Annotated in this window: 16 protein-coding genes; 4 read left to right on the plus strand and 12 right to left on the minus strand. The window is 32.9% G+C overall.

Annotated features, from left to right (window positions below; translation table 11 throughout):
- Window positions 1-114 precede the first annotated feature (114 nt).
- The 12 genes from N4T20_RS06890 to N4T20_RS06945 form a co-directional block, all read right to left on the minus strand.
- Window positions 115-1,905 (minus strand): hypothetical protein, encoded by a 1,791-nt coding sequence (locus N4T20_RS06890; protein WP_260672336.1) that lies wholly within the window; start codon window positions 1,903-1,905, stop codon window positions 115-117.
- 17 nt (window positions 1,906-1,922) lie between these two features.
- Window positions 1,923-3,152 (minus strand): DUF4249 domain-containing protein, encoded by a 1,230-nt coding sequence (locus tag N4T20_RS06895; RefSeq protein WP_260672337.1) that lies wholly within the window; start codon window positions 3,150-3,152, stop codon window positions 1,923-1,925.
- Window positions 3,153-3,156: 4 nt separating this feature from the next.
- Complete coding sequence (locus tag N4T20_RS06900) at window positions 3,157-5,940, minus strand: TonB-dependent receptor (RefSeq protein WP_260672338.1); 2,784 nt, start codon at window positions 5,938-5,940, stop codon at window positions 3,157-3,159.
- Complete coding sequence (locus tag N4T20_RS06905) at window positions 5,941-6,684, minus strand: hypothetical protein (RefSeq protein WP_260672339.1); 744 nt, start codon at window positions 6,682-6,684, stop codon at window positions 5,941-5,943.
- Between the two features lie 285 nt (window positions 6,685-6,969).
- Window positions 6,970-8,646 (minus strand): hypothetical protein, encoded by a 1,677-nt coding sequence (locus N4T20_RS06910; RefSeq protein WP_260672340.1) that lies wholly within the window; start codon window positions 8,644-8,646, stop codon window positions 6,970-6,972.
- Entirely contained in the window at window positions 8,634-9,782 is a 1,149-nt protein-coding gene (locus tag N4T20_RS06915) for a DUF4249 domain-containing protein (RefSeq protein ID WP_260672341.1), read from the minus strand. Before N4T20_RS06915 ends, N4T20_RS06910 begins: the two co-directional genes overlap by 13 nt.
- Window positions 9,783-9,824: 42 nt before the next feature.
- The gene (locus tag N4T20_RS06920; protein ID WP_260672342.1) at window positions 9,825-12,587 is read right to left on the minus strand and encodes a TonB-dependent receptor; all 2,763 of its coding nucleotides are present in this window, start codon (window positions 12,585-12,587) and stop codon (window positions 9,825-9,827) included.
- Between the two features lie 19 nt (window positions 12,588-12,606).
- Window positions 12,607-13,407: a hypothetical protein gene (locus N4T20_RS06925; RefSeq protein ID WP_260672343.1), complete on the minus strand. Its 801-nt coding sequence runs from the start codon at window positions 13,405-13,407 to the stop codon at window positions 12,607-12,609.
- Window positions 13,408-13,671: 264 nt separating this feature from the next.
- Entirely contained in the window at window positions 13,672-15,816 is a 2,145-nt protein-coding gene (locus tag N4T20_RS06930; RefSeq protein WP_260672344.1) for a polyribonucleotide nucleotidyltransferase, read from the minus strand.
- Between the two features lie 179 nt (window positions 15,817-15,995).
- Entirely contained in the window at window positions 15,996-16,262 is a 267-nt protein-coding gene (gene rpsO / locus N4T20_RS06935) for a 30S ribosomal protein S15 (RefSeq protein WP_012023524.1), read from the minus strand.
- Between the two features lie 176 nt (window positions 16,263-16,438).
- Window positions 16,439-17,134, minus strand: coding sequence for a hypothetical protein (locus N4T20_RS06940; RefSeq protein ID WP_260672345.1), 696 nt, complete (start codon window positions 17,132-17,134; stop codon window positions 16,439-16,441).
- A gap of 33 nt (window positions 17,135-17,167) precedes the next feature.
- Window positions 17,168-17,623 (minus strand): GAF domain-containing protein, encoded by a 456-nt coding sequence (locus tag N4T20_RS06945; protein WP_260672346.1) that lies wholly within the window; start codon window positions 17,621-17,623, stop codon window positions 17,168-17,170.
- Window positions 17,624-17,693: 70 nt separating this feature from the next.
- On the opposite strand from N4T20_RS06945, the gene xrtF reads away from it, so the two are divergent.
- The 4 genes from xrtF (at window position 17,694) to N4T20_RS06965 (ending at window position 21,238) form a co-directional block, all read left to right on the plus strand.
- Window positions 17,694-18,230 carry an exosortase family protein XrtF gene (gene xrtF / locus N4T20_RS06950; RefSeq protein WP_260672347.1) on the plus strand — a complete coding sequence of 179 codons (537 nt, stop codon included), beginning with the start codon at window positions 17,694-17,696 and terminating at the stop codon, window positions 18,228-18,230.
- Entirely contained in the window at window positions 18,220-18,666 is a 447-nt protein-coding gene (locus N4T20_RS06955; protein ID WP_260672348.1) for an exosortase F system-associated membrane protein, read from the plus strand. The genes xrtF and N4T20_RS06955 overlap by 11 nt, the downstream gene beginning before the upstream one ends.
- A gap of 46 nt (window positions 18,667-18,712) precedes the next feature.
- Window positions 18,713-19,111, plus strand: coding sequence for an HYC_CC_PP family protein (locus tag N4T20_RS06960; protein WP_260672349.1), 399 nt, complete (start codon window positions 18,713-18,715; stop codon window positions 19,109-19,111).
- A gap of 120 nt (window positions 19,112-19,231) precedes the next feature.
- A complete protein-coding gene (locus N4T20_RS06965; protein ID WP_260672350.1) occupies window positions 19,232-21,238 on the plus strand; it encodes a TonB-dependent receptor plug domain-containing protein in 2,007 nt (668 codons plus the stop codon).
- Window positions 21,239-21,256 lie beyond the last annotated feature (18 nt).

Consider the following 21,256-nt stretch of genomic DNA (forward strand, 5'->3'; position numbering starts at 1 on the left):
TTACAAAAAATTATTTTATTTTTTTTTAGAATTTTCATTTTTAATTGTATAAAATAGCAAAAGCCCTGATTAACAACTCAATCAAGGCTTTTGTCGGCTTTATTTTTTATGTAATTATTTTACCGTAATATTTTTTGAAACGTATACAGGATGCCCATTTTCAGTAAAACCTTCTAGGACAACTTCAAAATTTCCTTTGATATCAGAAGTGTAAAAAGATAAATTTTCTTCCTTTGCGTCTAGTTTGATATCTGGTTTCCATAACAATTGGTATCTGTAATCAGGAATTCTTTGCAATTTGTTTCCAGCTGAATAATCTGGGTTGTTGTATACTTTTTCAGAATTAGGGCGCTGGATTTCCATTGTTTGTAGGTACTTCTTCGCATAATTTTCAGAAAACTCATTGTTTTTAGTTTCAAAACTAATTAATCCTCCATACAGATTTGGACCATACACGTAAGGTTCTGTTATTAAGCTTACCCTGTTAACATTGGCCATGTTGTATTCAAAAAGATCACTTGGATCTTGAATTAGAAGTCCATCAACAATTACCAATGGCGGACCATATAATTCTAAATCTTTTTGATTGTTTCTTATATGAAGCTGATATTTGCCGTTGTTCTTTCTGTAATAAAGCTCCACAATGACTTCAACGATATTTTCTTTTAAAGTTGGGAATCGAGTGTAATCGTCTAAAACGTATGATTTTTCAACCGTAGTAAAAAAAGGATTCATAACAGCTTCTGTTACCAAGCTATCTTTTTTAATCTGATAGTAAGCATTTTGAATCTGGCTTGCTGTAGATCTTTCTTCAATATCGTTTTTTAATTCTGGCGATAAATTCAGTTTCGACGTGAATTGCAATGAAGAAGCGTCAAATTTTGGAAATGGGTCTAAATTGATAGTGTAGTCATTTCGGTTTTCATCAATTACCTGAAGTATTGCATTTGGGAAATTTGGAAATTGATCCAATAAAAAGGCAAATTTTCCCTGAGCATTTGTTTTCACAATTTTTAAAACATATTCTTTCCCTGGCAGTGATAATGCAATCGATTTGTTGGCGATGTCACGATTGTTTTTTGAAGTTAGATTTCCTGTGATTAATTCAGATCTAATTTCTGGAACATAATTTAAACTGTTCGGAGTATTAACGTAGTTCTCAGTAGTTTTTTTGGCAAACTCTGATGCTGTTAATTGTTTTAGTGTCGGAATCTGATCTGTTTTTCGAATAGAAACAGAATAGTTTCCTTTTTCGATTGTTTCGGTCAAATACTTTAATTTTAAGTTGACTTTTTCTCTTGTGTAATAACTTTCCTTATCAAATTCAAAATCGATTCTTTTATCATTTGCAGCGTTGTAATTTGAAGTTTGAATTGCAGTATTCGATTTGGCTGGATTAGTAATATCAAATGTGATATTTTCATTCTGCTCTTGAGTCTGAAATGGGTTGATGATAAAAATATCAATTTCATACTTTTGAGAATTGACATTGTTTAGCATCCATTTCGTATACGCTACAATTTTATAATTTCCTGTTTTTAAAGTTGTAGGAATAAAGTAGTCTCCATTTCCAATTCCTTTATCCAAGTATATTTTGTTTTTTTGAAGCGATTTTTTTTCGCTGTCAATCAATTCAACGTAAGCAATTTTGCTTATTAAGCTAGTTGTATTGTTTAACGGATTTAGACAATACAATTTGAAATATAATGTCTCACCAGTCAAAAAAGTTGTTGTATTTGAATGGATAAAAACGGTTTCCTGAGCTGTAATATTAGGCAATGAATTTTTGTTTTGTAAGCTCTGGGCAAAAGTAAATTCGATTTGAATAAACAAAAACATCAAAAAAAGCAATTGCTTAATTCTAATTGAAATATTATTCTGGCTATGTATAGAAAGGTGTTTCATGAATTTTTTAAAAAAGATTAATCTACCCAAAAAGGAGGAACAATATTAGAAGAAAATGATGTGCAATCTCCACAAGCTGGTTTTACCATTCCGTAATTACCATTATAATCAGTTGATACAAAAACCAATTCTTTTGACCTAATTGCTCCGCGCAGCTGTATTCCGCTGCAAGGAGGAAGACCTTCGCAATCTACAAATTCTTTTACTGTACAGTCACTTTCATAATAAGGAGGTAAAGGCTCTTTTGGAAACAAGTCTGCATAATTAAAGAAGATTCTTTCTGAAGAGACAGAAGAAACTTCAAAAAAACCAATAACCTTTTCAGATGGATTTTCTACAGATTTTATGTTTCCGTAAAAGAATCCAGGCTGTTTTGGAGATAGAATTCCGCCTGATGTCGATAAATCTTTCAAGGTTTTGTAATAAGTGTATGCGGCTAGATTTTGAACATACTGTTTTACGAAGATTGAATAGCGATGAGAAATGATATAGTTTTGGTTGCTAATAAAACGTACAGGAAAATGCACGCGATCTTCGCTAAGGCTGTTTGTGTTATGCAAAATAATATCGCTTGATTTTTTAGTAGAAAAACAGGTTCTGGTTTCTCGGTTTCTCAGTCTTAGCACGATGTCTTCACGTGCAGGAGAACCTGGAAAATCTTGATCTGGGTTTGCAGGAATTGCGGGAATGCTAACCATCACAGTTTCTTGGCTACTCCATACTGGTGCAAGAATTTTGTAAGTTTCGGTGTATTCGTAACGATAGTATTTTGAAGTATTAGTTGGCTCAAAACTGTTTACATTAATTTGAACTCCTCTTTGTCCGTTTACAGTTTCGGCTGTAGCAGTTACATTATCAATTTTCGTTTCAGTTGTCAAAACCTGTTCGTCAGACGTATAGTTTTTGCCTTCTCTTGTCTTAATTTTTAATTGGTACTTTCTTCCAGGTTCTGCTTTAAAAGGGGTTATAGAAGAGTAGATCGTATCTTTTTCCTCAAATTGGTATTCGTTGCCTTTATCGTCAGTAACAAAGACATTTGCTCCTTTTTCAAGCCTTGGGCCGCTTTCTTCAAGCTGATAAACTTGCGAAAGTCTTATGGTTTGATTTTTAAGTTCGTTTGTTATAGTTCCCTCAACAACAAGGGCGCTTTCAAAATCGGTATTTTGAAAAACATATTGCTCCGTACAGCTGCTAATAGTAGCTGATAGAAGTAATAGTAATGATATTTTATATAGATATTTTTTCATGATTTTAAAACTTGAAATTATAGGTAATACTTGGAATTGGAATTGAGAAAATAGATGTTTTGTACGCTTTGATTTGTCCTTCTTTCGTAACAAAGAATACAGAATACGGATTGTTGCGTCCTAAAACATTATAAACTGAAATATTCCAAAAACTATGAGCTAATTTTTTTATTTTATGATTTCCTTCAATGTTCAAACCAATATCAAGTCTGAAATAATCTGGAATTCTAAACTTGTTGCGGTCGCTATATACTGTATACTGTTCGTTTCCGTAGTCATATCTTCCAATCGGATAGGTAATTGGTCTTCCCGTTTGATAGATAAAGTTACTAGAAAAACTATAACGTTTTGTAATTCTGTAGTTTAAAACAGCACTGAAGTCGTGTGGCTTGTCAAAATTAGAGGCAAAATATTTTCCGTCATTTACCTTTTCCTGCTGAAATTGGCTGTCAAGTTTTATTAATGATCTTGAATACGTATAGCCAAGCCATCCGTTTAACTTTCCAACCTGTTTTTTAATTAAAAATTCTACGCCGTACGCTTTTCCTTCTCCTTGTAACAGTTCGGTTTCAATATTCTCATTAAGCAGTAATTCTGCTCCAACTTTGTAATCTAGAATGTTTTTAGATCTTTTATAATATCCTTCTAAACTAAGTTCAACGTCGCCATTTTTTAAGTTTTTATAGAAGCCTAAAGACACTTGTTGAGCGCTTTCTGGTTTAACATTCAAATCTGACAGTTTCCAAATATCGGTTGGAGACTGTGTGGTGTTGTTAGATAATAAATGAATGTATTGATATGTTTTGTCATAGCTTGCGCGTACAGAAAAATCGTCTGTAAGGAAATATCTCGCGGCAAGCCTTGGCTCTAGCCCGCCATATCTTTTAATTACTTCATTATTGCCATACGTTTTTGTTTCAATTACCGTGGCATCGCTTATAGGCTGATTGTCTTCGTAAATTCGCTGATCAGATTTACCTAAGGCAGCAAAAGTAGAATAGCGCAAACCGAAATCCAGAAGGAATTTATCACTTATTTTAAAATTGTCGCCAATATATGCGGCAGATTCTAAACCTTTTTCTGTTTCAACATCAATTGGAATCAGTGTAGATTGCGGATTTTTTGGATTTAAATACCCTGGATCGACAGCATATAATTTTGTTGAAAGACCATAGCTGATTTTGTGTTTATTGCTATACAGGTAATTCATTTTCAGCATTGCCTGAGTCTCATTGATTTTGTAGCCAAAATCAAAATTATTTACTCCTTCAGACTGGTAATCAATGTTAAATTTGTATTCGCTATTTGTAACAATCAGCGAACCTTTGTTTTTTTCATTAAAAGTATGATTCCATTTTAGCGTTGCTAAACGATTGCTGTATTTGTACAAAGAATCTGAAGAGACGCTAAATTTATCGTGACTGTAATATAAGGTAGACTCAATATCATTATTAGCGTTTATTTTATGATTGTATTTTAGGATTAAATCATAAAACGAAGCTTGGCTATTTTTTAAATTTTCGTCATCTAGACTTTTTAAAATATAATCTGAATATGTTGCTCTTCCTCCTGCAATTAAACTAGATTTTCCTTTTACAATTGGAGTTGAGAGCATTAAATTGCTGGTAACTGGGCCAATACCGCCTTCGCCTTGAAATTCGTTTACATTTCCGCTTTTTGATGAGATGTCAAAAACAGATGATAATCTTCCTCCAAATTCGGCAGGAATACTTCCTTTGTAAATGTCTACTTTTTTTGTTGTATAAGGATTTAGTGCTGTAAAAAAACCAAAGAAATGCGACGGATTGTACAAAGTAGCATGATCTAGCAAAAATAAATTTTGATCCTCTTTACCACCTCTAACGTTAAATCCTGCAGAGCCTTCTCCTGCGCTTTTTATTCCAGGCATAGTGAGGGCAACTTTAAGGATATCACGTTCTCCCAGAACTAAAGGAACATTTTTAATTCCTTCAGAATCAATAGTTGTTACGCCTGTTATGGCAGATTTTGCACTTTTGCTTTTATTGGTTTTGATAAGCACTTCATCAAGCTGGTTGATGTTGTCTGTCAACGAAAGATTTAATGCGCCGTCATTATAAACCATTATGTTTTTGGTTACCTTGTTGTAGGAAAAACTTTCTGTCTCAATAACGTTTAGCCCTCCAGGAACTTGCAGGCTATAGTATCCTTTTTTATCCGTTACGGCTGAGAATTCAGAATTAGGAATTTTTACAACTATATTGGCAAGGCCAGAATTGTTTTTTCCGCCCTTTATAAATCCAGATAATGTATACGTAGATTTCTTTTTTTGGTTTTTGACTTCTTTACCAATAAGGACAAGATCTCGAATATTTTTGTTTGGATTTCGAGAGTTTGTCTTTTTTATCGAGTCGTACTGCTGATAAAATATAGGCGTAATCTGCCCGTTTTCGTCTCTTTCAATCGGGATGCCAAAGTAATCGTCAGCTAATTGATTGTAAATAATGCTGTTATTGGTTACTATAACTTTGTTTTCAGAAATATAAAAGTTAAAGCTTGTGTTCTGAAAAACGTCTTCAAGAACTTCGCCGATTTTAACTTCTTTAAATTGTTTAGTTATAGAAACGCTATCGTTTTCAAACCATTTTTCATCAAAATAAAATTTGTAATAGGATACTTTTTCAATGTCCTGTATAGCAGTTTTTATATTTGCATTCTTAAATTCAACCGTTATTTTGTCGCTAATTACTTGGGAGTATATAATTTGTTGAAAGGATAGTAAAAATAGAATAAGAGTAATTTTTTTCATTTAATTAGAACTTTTTTTTAAAAGACCATTGATTTGTTTCGTTAGATTTTCCATGAATTGAGGCTTGTTGGAGCGTTCTAATTTTTTATCGGTATTATAAATATTATTTATTTCTTTTTTAATATTTGGAAAAATTTTCTTGAAATCCTTCTCTGTTTCAACCTTATAGAAGTAGTTGTTGTATTTTAAAACGTAGTCGATTTTATAAATGAAATTATAATAGATTACATCTGCCTGAAGGGACTTTACTTTTTCTTTAGTATGTTTGATGTAAAGAGAAACATTGTCTCCAATGTATGTTTCCTCATAAAATCCTTTTATGATAGAAGGGAATTTTATCGACTCTTCTTTAAGGTTGACAAATTTTTTGTTCTTTATGAAAAAATAATCGACTTTTTCGGTAATTAGGTTTATGGGTAAATTTTCTGAAGAGCCATTCTGCTTATAAATGACCTGATCAAGAAGAATGTCATATTTAAGATTGACATTAGAATAAATCTGGCCCTCAAAACTGATATCGCCAATATTAAACTCTTCTGTGTAATATCTGTTTTTTCCAGCTATCGGACGAAATGGTTCGCTGTGAACGATTCCATTATTGATATTTAAATTGTCTTTTCCGACGGTTTCGTCGAAGTAATCGTATAGTGAGGATTTTTCAGCAGATTGTGATTGCGCATACGATATGTTTAACAGGCTTGCAAATAGCGATAGGGAAATCGCTTTTTTTTTGTAATTTTTCAAAGGAAATGTGATTTTTTTTGTTTTTGGATTGATTGGTTCCAAAAGTATTAAAAAAATGTTACAAAAATCACGTAATATTGTTAAAATGTAATAAAAATGCTATGGAATTTGTTTTAAAATATATTCATGGTATATTTTTTAACCAAAATTTCGGCTTAAATGACATTTGTAGCCATTTTTTAGATTTAACGATTAAATCTTACAAAATAATTTTTCTTTAAATTGAAAAGCCCAATTCGATTAAGTATTGCAGTTTTTTATAAATAAACCTTTAGCAAACTGAGATTATTCCGTTTTGAATGTTTTATAAAAATGAACATACTTGCCTTCATTAGTAATTCCTTCTAAGATGATCTCATAATCTCCGGAAATATCAGAGGTATAAAAAGGGATTTTCATGTCACTATTTTCAAAAATTATATTGGGTTTCCAAAGCAGTTGATATCTATAGTCGGGAATTCTGTTAAGCGTATTGGAGGTTTCGTATTTTGGTTCAAAATAATCTTTTGCAGGTTCTGGTCTTAAGATAGATGTTTTGAAAATATTTTTATCAGTATAAACAGTGGCAAAATCGTTATTTTTTGTAATGATACTCACAATTCCGTTAAATATTTTTGGCCCATAGCAGTATGGTCTGTTAACAACGCTAATGCTTTGAATTTGATAGGCATTGTAATTTAACAAGGCATTAATATCCTGAATTTGTAATCCGTCAACCAAAACCAGACAAGGTTCAGGAGATTGTATGATGTTGTATTTGGAATCGCTTAAGTATAGTGCTGGAATCTGATTGTAATCTTTAAAATTAAGTTCGATAACAATTTCTATTATTGTTTCTTTAAACGTTCTAAATCTTTCGAAATCATCAAGATTATATTTTTTTTCGGTAGGCTGAAAAAAGAAATCTGTACGAGCGGCTTCAATAATGCTGTCTTTTTTCTCAGAAAAATAAACGTTTTCTATCTGAGTTGCCAATGAGCGCTCCTGAATCGCTTTTAAATTTTTACCAGAAATAGATGTCTTATTGGAGAACATTAAATTTGACAAATCAGGACTTGGTGTTTTGTCTATTGCAATAGCGTAATTTTCTTTATCAGGTTCTGATAACTGCACATAACAGTCTGATGTACTGGTTTGTTTGTCGATTAGAAAAACGAATTTTCCGCTGTTATCTGTTTTAGTTGTTTTGAAAATGAAATTTTTTCCCGGAACAGATAATGTAACTATTTTAGAATCTAAATTAGAGTTTGCGGCTTTCGGAGTAATATATCCGGTTATAATTTCGCCTCTTGTTTCTGGAAGCACTTTTATTTCTTGTTTTAAATTTAAATCAGTGCTAATAGTTTCGCTATTTGTGTTTGTAGACATAAAATCTATTTTTCTGATATTTAAAAAGTAATTTCCCCTGTCCAGTATTTTTGGTATTACAAGAGTAGCTTTTTCTCTTTTAGAATATTTTTCTTTATTAAGGCTCAAAAGAATGTTGTTGGATAGGTTTTTATAAACATCAGGTTTTTTAGAAGTCGTGTCAATTGTCATACTAATGCGTTCCTGAAATGGGTTTATGATAGTAAAGTCTTTTTCGAAAAAGTTATTTTGACTATTGTTTAACATCCAGCTCGTATATGCTATAAGTTTATAGTTTCCGGTTGGCAGTGTCGTTGGGATAAAATAATCGCCAGATCCAATTCCGTTTTTCAGACTGATTTTATTTTTAAATACACTTTCTTTTTTATTGTTAATTATTTCTATATAGGCAATTTCACTGATGTCAGAAAACACATTCGTTTTATTCAAACAGAATAATTGATAGTATAATGTTTCTCCGGTTAAGACTGTCGAGGTATTAGTTTTAACTAATAATGATTCTGTGCCCAAAACAATATTATTTTGAGCACTGCTTTTATAAGCAAAATTTACTAATAGCAGCAGAAAAGCGATTTTGATGTTTAATTTTCCCAAAATGAAGGTATTACGTTAGAAGAAAATGATGTGCAATCTCCGCATACTTTTTCAACCATGTAGAATCCTGTTGGTGTCATTCCGGGACCATCTCCAATATATTCATGTGTTTTAAGTATGTCATAATTATTACTTTGTATTTCATCAAAGCCATAGAATCTGGCATCGCAAGTTGTGAAATACTCGGTTGGTTTTTCTGAAGGAAAAAAATCTTTGAAACTAAAAAAGATTCTTTTTTTAGAGACAGATGCAACTTCAAAATAGCCAACAACTTTTTCGCGAAAATCTGTTGTCGATTTTATGTTTCCCACAACATATCCAGGCTGATTTGGAGATAATAATTCTCCTGAATCAATTATTTTTTTTGATTTATAATAATAATCGTAAGCAGATTGGTTCTGAGTAAATTGAGAAACCAAAATGCTGTACCGATTTGTTAGCATATAGTCTGTATCTTTAATGAAACGAACAGCGTAGTTTACACGATCTTCAGCTAAATCGACTGTATTAGTTTGTCTTATTCCTGTAGAATGTTTTGTTGTATAGCAAACTTTAATATTTGTTTCAACAGGAACTTTCTGGTAAATGTAGTGGCCGTTTTGTTGCACTAATTTGATGCGTTCATCGATCGCATATCGAGATATTATTTTATAAGTTTCGTCATATTCATAGCGATAATATTTGGAAGTATTGGTAGGGTCAAAACTTTTCACGTTTACCTGAACGCCCCTAACTCCATCCTTGTTTGCGATTGCTGTTTCCAGATCAATAGTGTTTTGCGTAGGCAAAGCTTCAGTGGAAGAAATATATGATTTTCCGGAACTGGTTGTTATTTTTAATTGATAGGTCTTATTTGGTTCAGCTTTAAATTCATCTGCAGAAACATACTTTCCATCTTTTTCATCAAACGCAAACACATTTCCATCGCTATCAACAACAGTAACATTAGCTCCAGATTCGATTATTTTTACGGTATCATTAACGGGTCTTGTTCGCGAAATATTTATTTCCTGAAATTTTAATTCATTCGTTAATGTGGCTTCAACAGTCAGAGCATCTTCAAAATCTTGATCCTGATATACGTATTGTTCCGTGCAACTTGACAAAACAGCAAATGCAAAAAAGGTCAACGTCATTTTTTTGATTATGGATAAATTCATATTGATAAGATAAATGAATTAAAATTTGATGTTATATGTTATTGTCGGAATCGGAACAGAAAAAATAGATGTTTTATAAGCTTTGATTTTTCTGTCTTCAGTAACAAAATAAACATTATAAGGGTTGTTTCTTCCCAGAACATTGTAGACTGAAAGATTCCAGAAACTATGTGCGAGTTTTTTTATTTTGTGATTTCCTTCAAAATTGAGACCAATATCCAATCTGTAATAATCTGGAATTCTATACTGGTTGCGATTACTGTATAAGGTAAATTGCTCTCCTGTCAAATCATAAGATCCGATTGGAAAAGTGACGGGCCTGCCGGTTTGGTAAACAAAATTCGTCGACAAACTGTATCTCTTTGTGAATTTATAGTTCAAAATAGCGCTAAAATCATGTGGCTTGTCATAATTGGTAGGGAAATAATCTCCGTTGTTTATTTTTTCTGCATCAAACCTGCTGTCAAGTTTTATAAGGGCTCTCGAATACGTATAGCTTAACCATCCATTAAAATTCCCTTTTTCTTTCTTGATTAAAAATTCAACTCCATAAGCTTTTCCTTCACCTTGAAGAAGCTCGGTTTCTATATTTTGATTCAAGAATAATTCAGCGCCGACTTTATAGTCTAAAATGTTTTTAGAGCGTTTATAATAACCTTCGACGCTTAGTTCTAACGATTTGTCAATTATATTTTTGAAAAGCCCCAATGAGAATTGATTGGAAGATTGCGGCTCAGTATTTAAATCTGAAAGTTTCCATACATCCATTGGAGATTGCGTGGTATTTGTTGACAGCAAATGCATATATTGATAGGTTCTGTCAAAACTTGCTTTTACGGATAAGTCCGGAAGTATAAAATAACGGGCTGAAACTCTAGGTTCAAAACCGCTATAAGTCTTTACGGACTCATTGTTGGTGTAGGTCTTGGCATCGATAACAGTTCTGTCAGATTTAGGACGGTCATCCTGATAAATGTTTTGCGTAGAAGGGCCAAGTGCAGCATAAAAAGAATAACGTAAACCGATATTAATTAAAAATTGATCATTGACTTTGTAATTTTCGGTAAAAAATAAAGCCGATTCTAAAGCTTTTTCCTTTTCAAGTGTAATATTTTTAATTAGAGAGTTGTCTCCTGTTGGCTTCAGAAAACCAGGATTAACATTGTATAACTTGCTGCTAATGCCATAATTAAACAAATGCTTTTCATTCAGATTGTACCTCATTTTAAAAACAAACTGAGTTTCATTGATTTTATAGCCGTAATCAAATGATTTTTCAGGTTGAGAATCATAGTCGATGTTGAACTTATACTGGCTATTCGTAACAATTAATGAAGATTTGTTTTTTGTGCTGAAATCATGATCCCATTTTACGGTTGCCAATAAGTTGCTGTATTTGTAGATGGAATCTGAATTGATGCTGTATTTGTCATGACTATAATATACAGAGGTTTCCAATTCGTCTTTTTGGGTAATTTTGTGATTGTATTTTAAAAGCAAATCATAAAAAGAAGCCTGACTATTGTCTAATTCGGGATCTTTAATAGCTTTCAGAATCCAGTCAGAATAACTGGCTCTGCCGCCAAATAATAAGCTCGATTTTCCTTTTACGATCGGAATTTCAAGTGTAACATTGCTCATTACAGGGCCAATGCCGGCTTCCCCAGAAACTTTTTCGGCATTTCCGCTTTTAGATTTAATATCAAAAACAGAAGAAAGGCGCCCTCCAAATTCGGCAGGAATGCTTCCTTTGTAAATATCGGCTGTTTTAGTAGTAAATGGATTTACCGAAGAAAAGAAGCCCAAAAAGTGAGAAGGATTGTATAAAGAAGCATTGTCTAATAAAAATAAGTTTTGATCGTCTTTTCCTCCACGCACATTAAAACCGGCAGAGCCTTCTCCTGCTGTTTTTATCCCCGGAAGAGTTGTGGCAACTTTAAAAATATCTCTTTCGCCCAAAATCAGAGGCACATTTTTAATGTTTTCGATATCAATGCTTGTGAGGCCAGTAACTGCTGAGGTTACACTTCTAGTTTTTTTGTTTTCGATGACAACTTCTTTAAGAGCATTTACGTTTTCGTCTAAATTAAAATCAACTTTTCCATTGTTGTAAAGTACAATCTTTTTAGTCTTTGGCTGATGACTGATAGATTGCGTTTCGATTATATTAATGCCTGCTGGAACTCTAAAACTGTAATAGCCATTTGCATCAGTGGTTGTGCTTATGTCTTTGTCTTTTACTTTAATGGTGATATTGTATTCTGGTTTTCCTGAAACCCTGTCTTTAATGTAGCCAGATAGGGTATAGGTCTGAGCCGCATTTATTAAAGATTGTTTTCCAAGAGAAATAATAGAGTCCGAATCTTTCTTAGAATCATTTAAATATTGCTTATTATAGATAGGGACAATTTGTGAATTAGCGGCCTTAATACTGCTTTTGTCGTCAGTGTTTTCAAAATAACTTTCAGTTATGTTGTTTGAGATTAAAAGACCATCACTTAGAATAATATTGTTGTTATCAATAATATAATTTATGGTTGTGTTAACCAAAATAGCGTCTAAAACTACTGAAATAGAGGTGTTCTTGAATTCGCCAGAAATAAGCTCATTGTTTGATAGCCATTGGTTCTTAAAATAAAAATGGAAAGAAGTGTTTTTTTCGAGTATTTCAATAGCTTTTCTTCGCGTTACATTTGAATATTCTATAGAAACATTTTTTTCCTGAGAAAAAAGAAAGATTGGCAGTAACAAAAATAAACAGAAGATAAATTGTTTTTTCATTTAGATTTACGAATAGAGCTTATAAATTGTTATCAATAAATTTTATTAAATCTGCTTTGAACTGATACCTGTTTGTTTCTTCTAGAAGTCTGTTTTTTTTGTAATATTCTTTTATTTCTTTTTTTAGTTCAGGAAATATGTTGAGAATTTCTTTTTGCGTGTTTACAGGTGAAAATTTCGAATTGTAAAAAAGCTGATAATCACTATATTCTTTGAATTCGGAATATAAAGTATTTTCAATAATGACTTCTTTAGCAGTTTTAAAATACTTAATGTATAAGGAGATATTTTTGCCTAAGTATTTTTCTTCAAAAAATCCTGTAACGCCTTTAGGATATTTATATTTATTGTCAATATTGACAAATTTTTTATCATCAATTAAAAAATAATCTGTTCTTTCATTTATGAGAGTTATTCCGAATGCATTATTATTCTCAAATGATTTGACAAGCTCGTCTTTGTATATGTCGTACTTTATTAAAACATTTTCGTACAATTGATTGTCATAAAAAACAGATCCGTTAACAAAGTTTTTATTTAAATAGTAGTTGTGGCTATTTTTTAAATTGTAAGGATCAATATGGATTTTGCCATTATTGATATTTAAAATTGCTTTGCCAATTGCTTTGTCAAAATAATTGGAAACTTCTTTTTTGGCATTAGTTTGAGAAAAACTGTTAATTGAAAGGAGCAGGATGAAAATTACTGTTGAGTAATTTGTATTCTTTAATAATTGATTTTTACAGTTTAGCTTGAATTTAAAAGAGATAATAATAAATAGTATTGTTTTAATTCTTAACCTTTCAATATCCTTTCTCATCAATATTTTAGTTTTTTATGTGGCTATTTTCCATATAAAACTATGTTAATGAGGTTTTGTTAAAAAATAAATTAAACCAACAGCATCGATTTTTAAACCAACAGCACTATTTAATCAATAATGTGTTTGCTGAAAACGTTGTAGCTTAATATTTTAACCGTTTGATTTTTAGAATGGAAAGTAAATGCAAAAATCGAAAAACCCCGTTTCATAATCATGAAACGGGGTTTTCTATAAATAAACCTTTAGTAAACTAAGATCTGATTACTCTTTTTTATCCTCACGTGGAGGTCTTGGAACAAGTGCTTTTTTAGACACTTTTTCTTTTTTAGTTTTAGGGTCAACTCCTAGGTATTTCACTTGGAAAACGTCTCCCATCTTAACTACGTCAGCAACGTTTTCTGTACGCTCCCAAGCCAGCTCAGATACGTGAAGCAATACTTCGTTTCCTGGTGCAGCAGTATATTCTACTACAGCTCCAAAATCAAGCATTTTGATTACTTTAACTTCGTAAGCCTCGCCAACTTGTGGTTTGAAAGTCAATGCATCGATTTTAGCCAATACAGCTTTAATGCCATCTGGATCAGTTCCTAAGATTTCAACTACACCTTGCTCGTCCACTTCATTGATTACGATAGTAGTTCCAGTAGCTTTTTGTAATTCTTGAATTACTTTTCCGCCAGGTCCGATTAACGCTCCAATAAAGTTTCCAGGGATAGTTCTGGTAATGATTTTTGGTGCATGAGCTTTAACTTCTGCTCTTGGCGCTGCGATAGTTTCAGTTAATTTTCCTAAAATATGCAAACGTCCGTCACGAGCTTGTGCTAAAGCTTGTTCCATAATGTCATAACGCAATCCTTCGATTTTGATATCCATTTGGCAAGCCGTGATACCATCAGCAGTTCCAGTTACTTTAAAGTCCATATCTCCTAAGTGATCTTCGTCTCCTAAAATATCAGACAATACAGCAAATTTCTCACCATCAGTAATTAATCCCATAGCGATACCAGAAACTGGTTTTGTCATTTGCACACCAGCATCCATAAGAGCCATTGTTCCAGCGCAAACCGTTGCCATAGAAGAAGAACCGTTAGATTCTAGTACCTCAGAAACAACACGAATTGTGTAAGGGCAATCTGCAGGAATCATATTTTTAAGAGCTCTTTGAGCTAAGTTACCGTGACCAACTTCTCTTCTTGAAGTTCCTCTTAATGGTTTTGCTTCACCAGTAGAGAAAGGAGGGAAGTTATAGTGTAAGTAGAATTTTTCTTCACCTTGCTCAGATGGAGAATCGATTTGGTTAGCTTCTTTAGAAGTTCCTAAAGTTACAGTAGCCAAAGCTTGAGTTTCTCCACGAGTAAATAAAGAAGATCCGTGTACAGATGGCAAGTAATCAGTTTCGCACCAGATAGGTCTAATTTCTGTAGTTTTTCTACCGTCTAGACGGATTCCTTTTTCAAGAATTACGTTACGAACTGCTTCTTTGTTTGTTTTGTAGAAGTATTTTCCAACTAAACCTGCAAGGTCTGCATTTTCAGCATATTCTTCTTCAGTAAATAAAGCTTTTGCTTCTTCTTTTACTGCTGCAAATTTTTCGCCTCTTTCTGCTTTTCCAGAAGCTTCTTGAGCAATTGCGTAGCATTTGTCGTAAGCGGCAGTCTTTACTTTAGCGTAAACAGCCTCGTCTTCAACTTCACCTTCGTATGTTCTGTATTCTTGAGAGCTTAATTTTGCTCTTAATTTTTGCTGTGCAACAATTTGAACTTTAATAGCTTCGTGAGCAAATTTAATCGCTTCAACCATTTCGGCTTCAGAGATTTCTTTCATCTCACCTTCAACCATGGCAACAGAATCCATAGAAGCTCCAATCATCATATCGATATCAGATTTTTCTAATTCTTCTCTGCTTGGATTGATTACCAATTTCCCGTCGATACGCGCAACACGCACTTCAGAAATCAAGTTGTAAAATGGAATGTCAGAAACAGCTAATGCTGCAGATGCTGCTAAACCAGCTAATGCGTCTGGCATAACATTGTCATCGTGAGACATTAATTGAATCATAACCTGAGTTTCAGCATGGTAATCGTCTGGGAAAAGCGGACGCAATACACGGTCTACTAATCTCATTGTTAATACTTCGCTGTCGCTAGGTCTAGCTTCTCTTTTGAAAAATCCTCCTGGGAAACGTCCTGCAGCAGCAAATTTTTCGCGGTAATCTACCGTTAATGGTAAAAAGTCAACACCTGGGTTAGATGTTCTTGCAGAAACTGCTGTTGCCAAAAGCATACAGTTTCCTAAACGTACAACAACTGAACCATCGGCTTGTTTTGCTAATTTACCAGTTTCGATTGAGATGCTTCTTCCATCTCCTAAATCGATAATTTCTTGTGAAACTTGTGGAATCATAAATTTTTCCTTTTTGATTATACAATGGGTTTTAGTTGTGTTGTAGTTGTTGTTGTGTGTAGTTGTTGTTATCTAAAACCCAATGAAAAACCAAACTTTTTTTCTTGTAATATGCTTATTATAAATAGCTATGATGTAAAAACAAAAAGAGGCACTCTCGCACCTCTTTTCTATATTGATTATTTTCTGATATTCAATACTTTGATAATCTCACGATATCTGTTGATATCTTTCTTTTTCAAGTAGTCCAACAAAGCTCTTCTTTTACCTACTAATAGTACAAGAGAACGCTCAGTGTTGTAATCGTGACGATTTTTTTTCAAGTGTTCAGTTAAGTGAGAAATTCTGTAAGTGAACAACGCGATTTGACCTTCAGCTTTTCCAGTGTTTTTTGCATCACCGTGTTGTGCGAAGATTTCTTCTTTCTTTTCTTTAGTTAAATACATTCCAATATTGTTTTAATGATTTTTATGTATGTCATACAACTTTTGTAAGACGGGTGCAAAATTAGATTAAAAAAACAGAAAAATCAAAAAAAAATAAAAGAATCTAAAAATTACGCCTAAGAAATTTGTTTTTAAAGATTTACGACCATTTTTTTTGGCTTAATTTAATACGATTTCTACTTTAGCTTCTGATTTTTTTTGCCAGTTTGTTTTTCGCTTAAAGAAGAATAAGAAAATTTGACATTCTCTGCATCGGTGCTCACCCCCGAAATTAAAACCCCTTTATCATAATGGTCAACAAACGTAATTTTTCGCGAACTGTCGTTTCCTTCCCAGACGCCTTGCTTTAATCCGTCTTTCAGAGTTCCTTTCTGCATTACAAATAGATCTGTTTCTTTATAATCTCCGTTTCCGTCTGTTACCGTTTGATTTTTATTCTCATCCCAATAATTAAGGATCAGAATCTGAAGTTTTTTTGCCTTCGGATCCCAGACATTCTGTTTTTCACATTTTTTACTCTGATTCTCGTACCAGCAAATCTCTTTGCCCGTTTTATGATCTTCCGAATAATTTATAACAGATTCTTTCGCGCCATTTTTATAGTAGTAAATAAACTCTCCGTCTTTTTTTAGAACATCGCGATCTAAGGTTGATCCTGTCATTTTTTTTCTTCCGTTTTTGTAGAAATCAGTTACCACATAACGGGTGCTTTTCTGAGAATAATTGGTAATTACCCTTGTGTAAGCATAATTTTCAGGCGTGCATTCATGATTTAGGGAGTCTAAAAAGATTTTTTTGGAGACCATGCTAATTTGTGCAGAAAGGTTGACTGAAATTATCAGAAGCAGTAAGAGTAAAACGTTCCTTTTCATTCAGTTCTATTTTTTATCTTAAAAATAGCGCTTCTAGAATAATTTAGCAACTTCTTGATTTACAAATTCTAAAAATCTTTCGTCAGCTTCTGTGAAGGGATCAATAACGTGGCTGTCAATATCGATTTGACCTATATTTACGCCATTAACAAAAAGCGGCACTACAATTTCTGATTTAACAGTCAAACTGCAAGCAATATAATTATCCTGTGCTTTAACATCTGGCACTACAAAATTAGCATTGCTTTCGGCAACTTGACCGCAGATTCCTTTTCCAAACGGAATAACGGTGTGGTCTGTTTCTGCACCAATATAAGGTCCCAAGTGTAAAGTTTTAGTGTCATGATTGGCAAAATAAAAGCCAACCCAATTGTAGTACTCTATATTTTCGTTTAAAAGCTTGCAGATTGCTAATAATTTTTCGTCTCTATTTTTTTGATTGTCAGTAATAATACTGCTTATTTGCGGTTGTAATTCTTGAAATGTCATGATATTTAATTTTATACAAAAGTATTTAAAGCTGAACTCAAAAAATATATAAATTTGAAAAAAAAATCTCTTGAAAAAATATTTAGTCCAGTTTAAGCCATTCCTGATTTTTATAAGCATCTTTTTTCTGACCTACATTGTCTTTACGCTGCTTTATAAGTTTTATTTAAATAGCTATCAGGCAGAAGATCTTGATGGTGTAACAATGATGGCAGGCAGAAATTCTGAACAATTGCTAAAGCTTTTAAATTACGATGTAATCATTCAGAAAAGTTCTCAAAATCCGTGGCAGGAAATTATTTTAAATGGGAGATTTATAGCGCTCATTACCGAAGGTTGCAATGCCGTAAGCGTTATGATACTTTTTGTCTCTTTTGTAGCTGCTTTTTCAGGAAACTTTAAAAAGACATTGCTGTTTATAGTGTTTGGGCTTATATCGATTTATATTTTGAATGTCATTAGGATTTCGCTTTTGATTTTGCTTGTATATCACTTTCCGCAATACACCCATTTTCTGCATGGAACTTTTTTTCCATTGATGATTTACGGATATGTTTTTATTTTATGGATTTTCTGGGTCAATAGATTTTCAAAATATGCTAAATAAATTAAAAGAGAATAAATTTAAAATCTTTACTGCAATTGTTGTGGTAATAGGTTTGGCCTTAATTAGAACATTTGAAAAGAAATTGTTTTATGATCCTTTTCTGGTGTATTTTAATGCCGATTTCCAATCCATCCCATACCCGCCAGTAGAAAACCTGAAACTTTTTGCAGGGCTATTTTTTCGCTATTCTTTAAATTCAGCTTTATGCCTTTGGCTAATTTATGCTTTGTTTGAGGATCGTGATATTTTTAAATTCAGCCTTCTGGTTTACAGCGTGTTTTTAGTGATTTTTCTAATAGCATTTTATATCATTTTGGAATGTTTTCCAGATGGCAGCTGGCTTCTTTTTTATGTGCGCAGATTTTTAATTCAGCCCATTTTAGCCCTTTTGTTTATTCCAGGATTCTACTATCAGCTTCAAAAAACTAAAAAATAACATTTGTTTTAGTTTTTTATCGGCAGTTTTTAAATAGCTTTGCAGTATGAATTTGAAAAAGTGCACAGGTTTATTTTTAGCGCTCCTTTTATTGGTTTCCAATATAGGGTTTGCTTTTGATGTGCATTATTGTGGCGGAGAAATTGCTTCAGTTTCTTTAAAAACGACAGCAGAACCTGTTGTTGAAAAGAAATGTTGCGGTTCTAAAGAGAAAAAGAACTCTTGCTGCAAAGACAAAGTTGTTCATTTCGAAAAGAAATCAGACAATGCAACAATCAAATTCTTCTTTTTCCAATTTGCTTTCCCAGCAGTTATACAAGATTATAAACCTTTAGTCTTTTTAGAAGTTCCAAATTTTAAAAAGAAAGAAGTTCTTTCGTATTACGCTGATGCGAATGCGCCCCCCTTATTTAAATTATACCATCAGTATATTTTCTATTCCTGATTTTAATGTTAAGATGCACCGCAAGTCTTGATTAAGGCTTTGCGCTTACATTTTTGATGTCTTTCGCTTTGCGAGGAAAACAGAAATGTAATTCTATTTCAACATTAAAATCAATTTTATATGCAAAAAAATATAATGCTTTTTGCAATGGTTTTGCTTTCTTTTTCTGCCTTTTCGCAAGAAGATCTGCAAGAAGTAAAAATCACGAAAAAGCAAAAGGGAATTAAAAAATCCTTTTCCGTAACAGCCAATACATCTGTAATCACCAGTAAAGAACTGCTTAAAGCGGCTTGCTGTAATCTGGCCGAAAGTTTTGAAACCAATCCATCAATCGATGTCAATTTTTCTGATGCCTTGACAGGAACTAAGCAGATTAAAATGCTAGGTCTGACGAGTCCATATTTAATGATTACAGAAGAAAATATTCCTTCTGTTCGAGGAGCGTCTCAAGCTTATGGATTGTCATTTACGCCAGGAACTTGGATCGAAAGTGTTCAGATTACAAAAGGCGCAGGGAGTGTTGTAAACGGCTACGAAAGTATTTCGGGCCAGATTAACACAGAACTTTTAAAACCGTTAAGCGATATTCCTTTCTTTTTGAATGCTTACGGATCGACAGATTCTCGTTTTGAGTTAAATACTCATTTCAATAAAAAACTATCAGATAAATGGGTGACCAGCTTATTTGTTCACGGAAATGCGCGTGTAGCAAAAAACGATATGAATAAAGATGGTTTTCTGGATAATCCGTTAGGGAAACAAATCAATGTTTTAAATCGTTATCAGTATTATAATCCAGAAAGCGGTTTGGTGAGTTTTATCAATTTCAGGTATATGAATGATAAAAAACAAACTGGAGAATTAGATTTTGATAAAGATCGTGATCGCGGAACTACCAATCATTGGGGGTCAGAAATCAATACTGAACGTTTTGATGTTTCAACAAAAATTGGATATGTATTCAAAGATATGCCATATCAGAGCATTGGTTTTCAAAATGCTTTTAATAGCCATAAGCAAGACTCTTATTATGGTTTAAATCAGTATGATATTAAGCAAAATAGCTTTTATTCTAATTTGATCTTCAATTCCATCATCAATAATACGATGCATAAATTTTCAACGGGTCTGAATTTTACGTACGATCAATATCAGGAGTTTGTAAATCTGGCAGACGTTAGCAGAATTGATAATTCGGTAGGAGCTTTCTTTGAATATACTTATGATAATACAGACAATTTTAGTTTAATTCTAGGAGGAAGGGTTGATAACCATAACCGATTAGGGCTTTTTGTTACGCCAAGACTACACATGAGATATAATCCTTGGAAGAATGGAGTAGTTCGTTTTTCTGCAGGAAGAGGAAAGCGTTCTGCAAATATTTTTGCCGAGAATCAGCAGCTTTTTGCCAGTTCAAGAACTTTTTCGGTTTTAGATTCTAGCGGAAAAGTATACGGTTTGAATCCTGAAATTGCATGGAATTATGGCGTGAGTTTTTCTCAAAAATTCCGTCTTTTCAATAGAAATGCCGATGCAGGTTTTGATCTGTACCGAACAGATTTCCAAAATCAGGCTATTGTAGATGTGATGCAGAGCCCGCAGCAAGTTTTGTTTTACGATTTGAAAGGAAGTTCTTTTGCAAACAGTCTTCAAGTTGAGTTTAATTACGAATTGATCCATAATTTGAATTTAAGAACAGCTTATAAATATTACGACATTCAAACCGATTATTTAAGAGGAGCATTCCAACGTCCGCTTCAAGCAAAACATCGTTTCTTAGGAAATTTAGAATATGAAACACCTTTGAACAACGACAAACAATGGAAGTTTGATTTTACTTATAATTGGTCAGGAAAACAGCAGCTTCCTTACACGGCATCAAATCCTGCTGAAGATCAGTTTCCGGATTTTTCGCCTTCGTATGCGGTGATGAATGCTCAGGTGACTCGAGTTTTTTCATCGGTTTTTGAAGTGTATGTGGGAGGAGAAAATATTGGAAATTATAAACAGCAAAAAGCAATTTTAGGAGCAAATGATCCTTTTGGACCTAATTTTGATGCATCAATCGCATACGCTCCTATTTTTGGGCAGATGTATTATGCAGGACTTAGATTTAAAATTAAATAAAAATTTCAACAACAATAA

The sequence above is a fragment of the Flavobacterium sp. TR2 genome, from assembly GCF_025252405.1.
In the GTDB taxonomy this organism is placed as follows: Bacteria; Bacteroidota; Bacteroidia; order Flavobacteriales; family Flavobacteriaceae; genus Flavobacterium.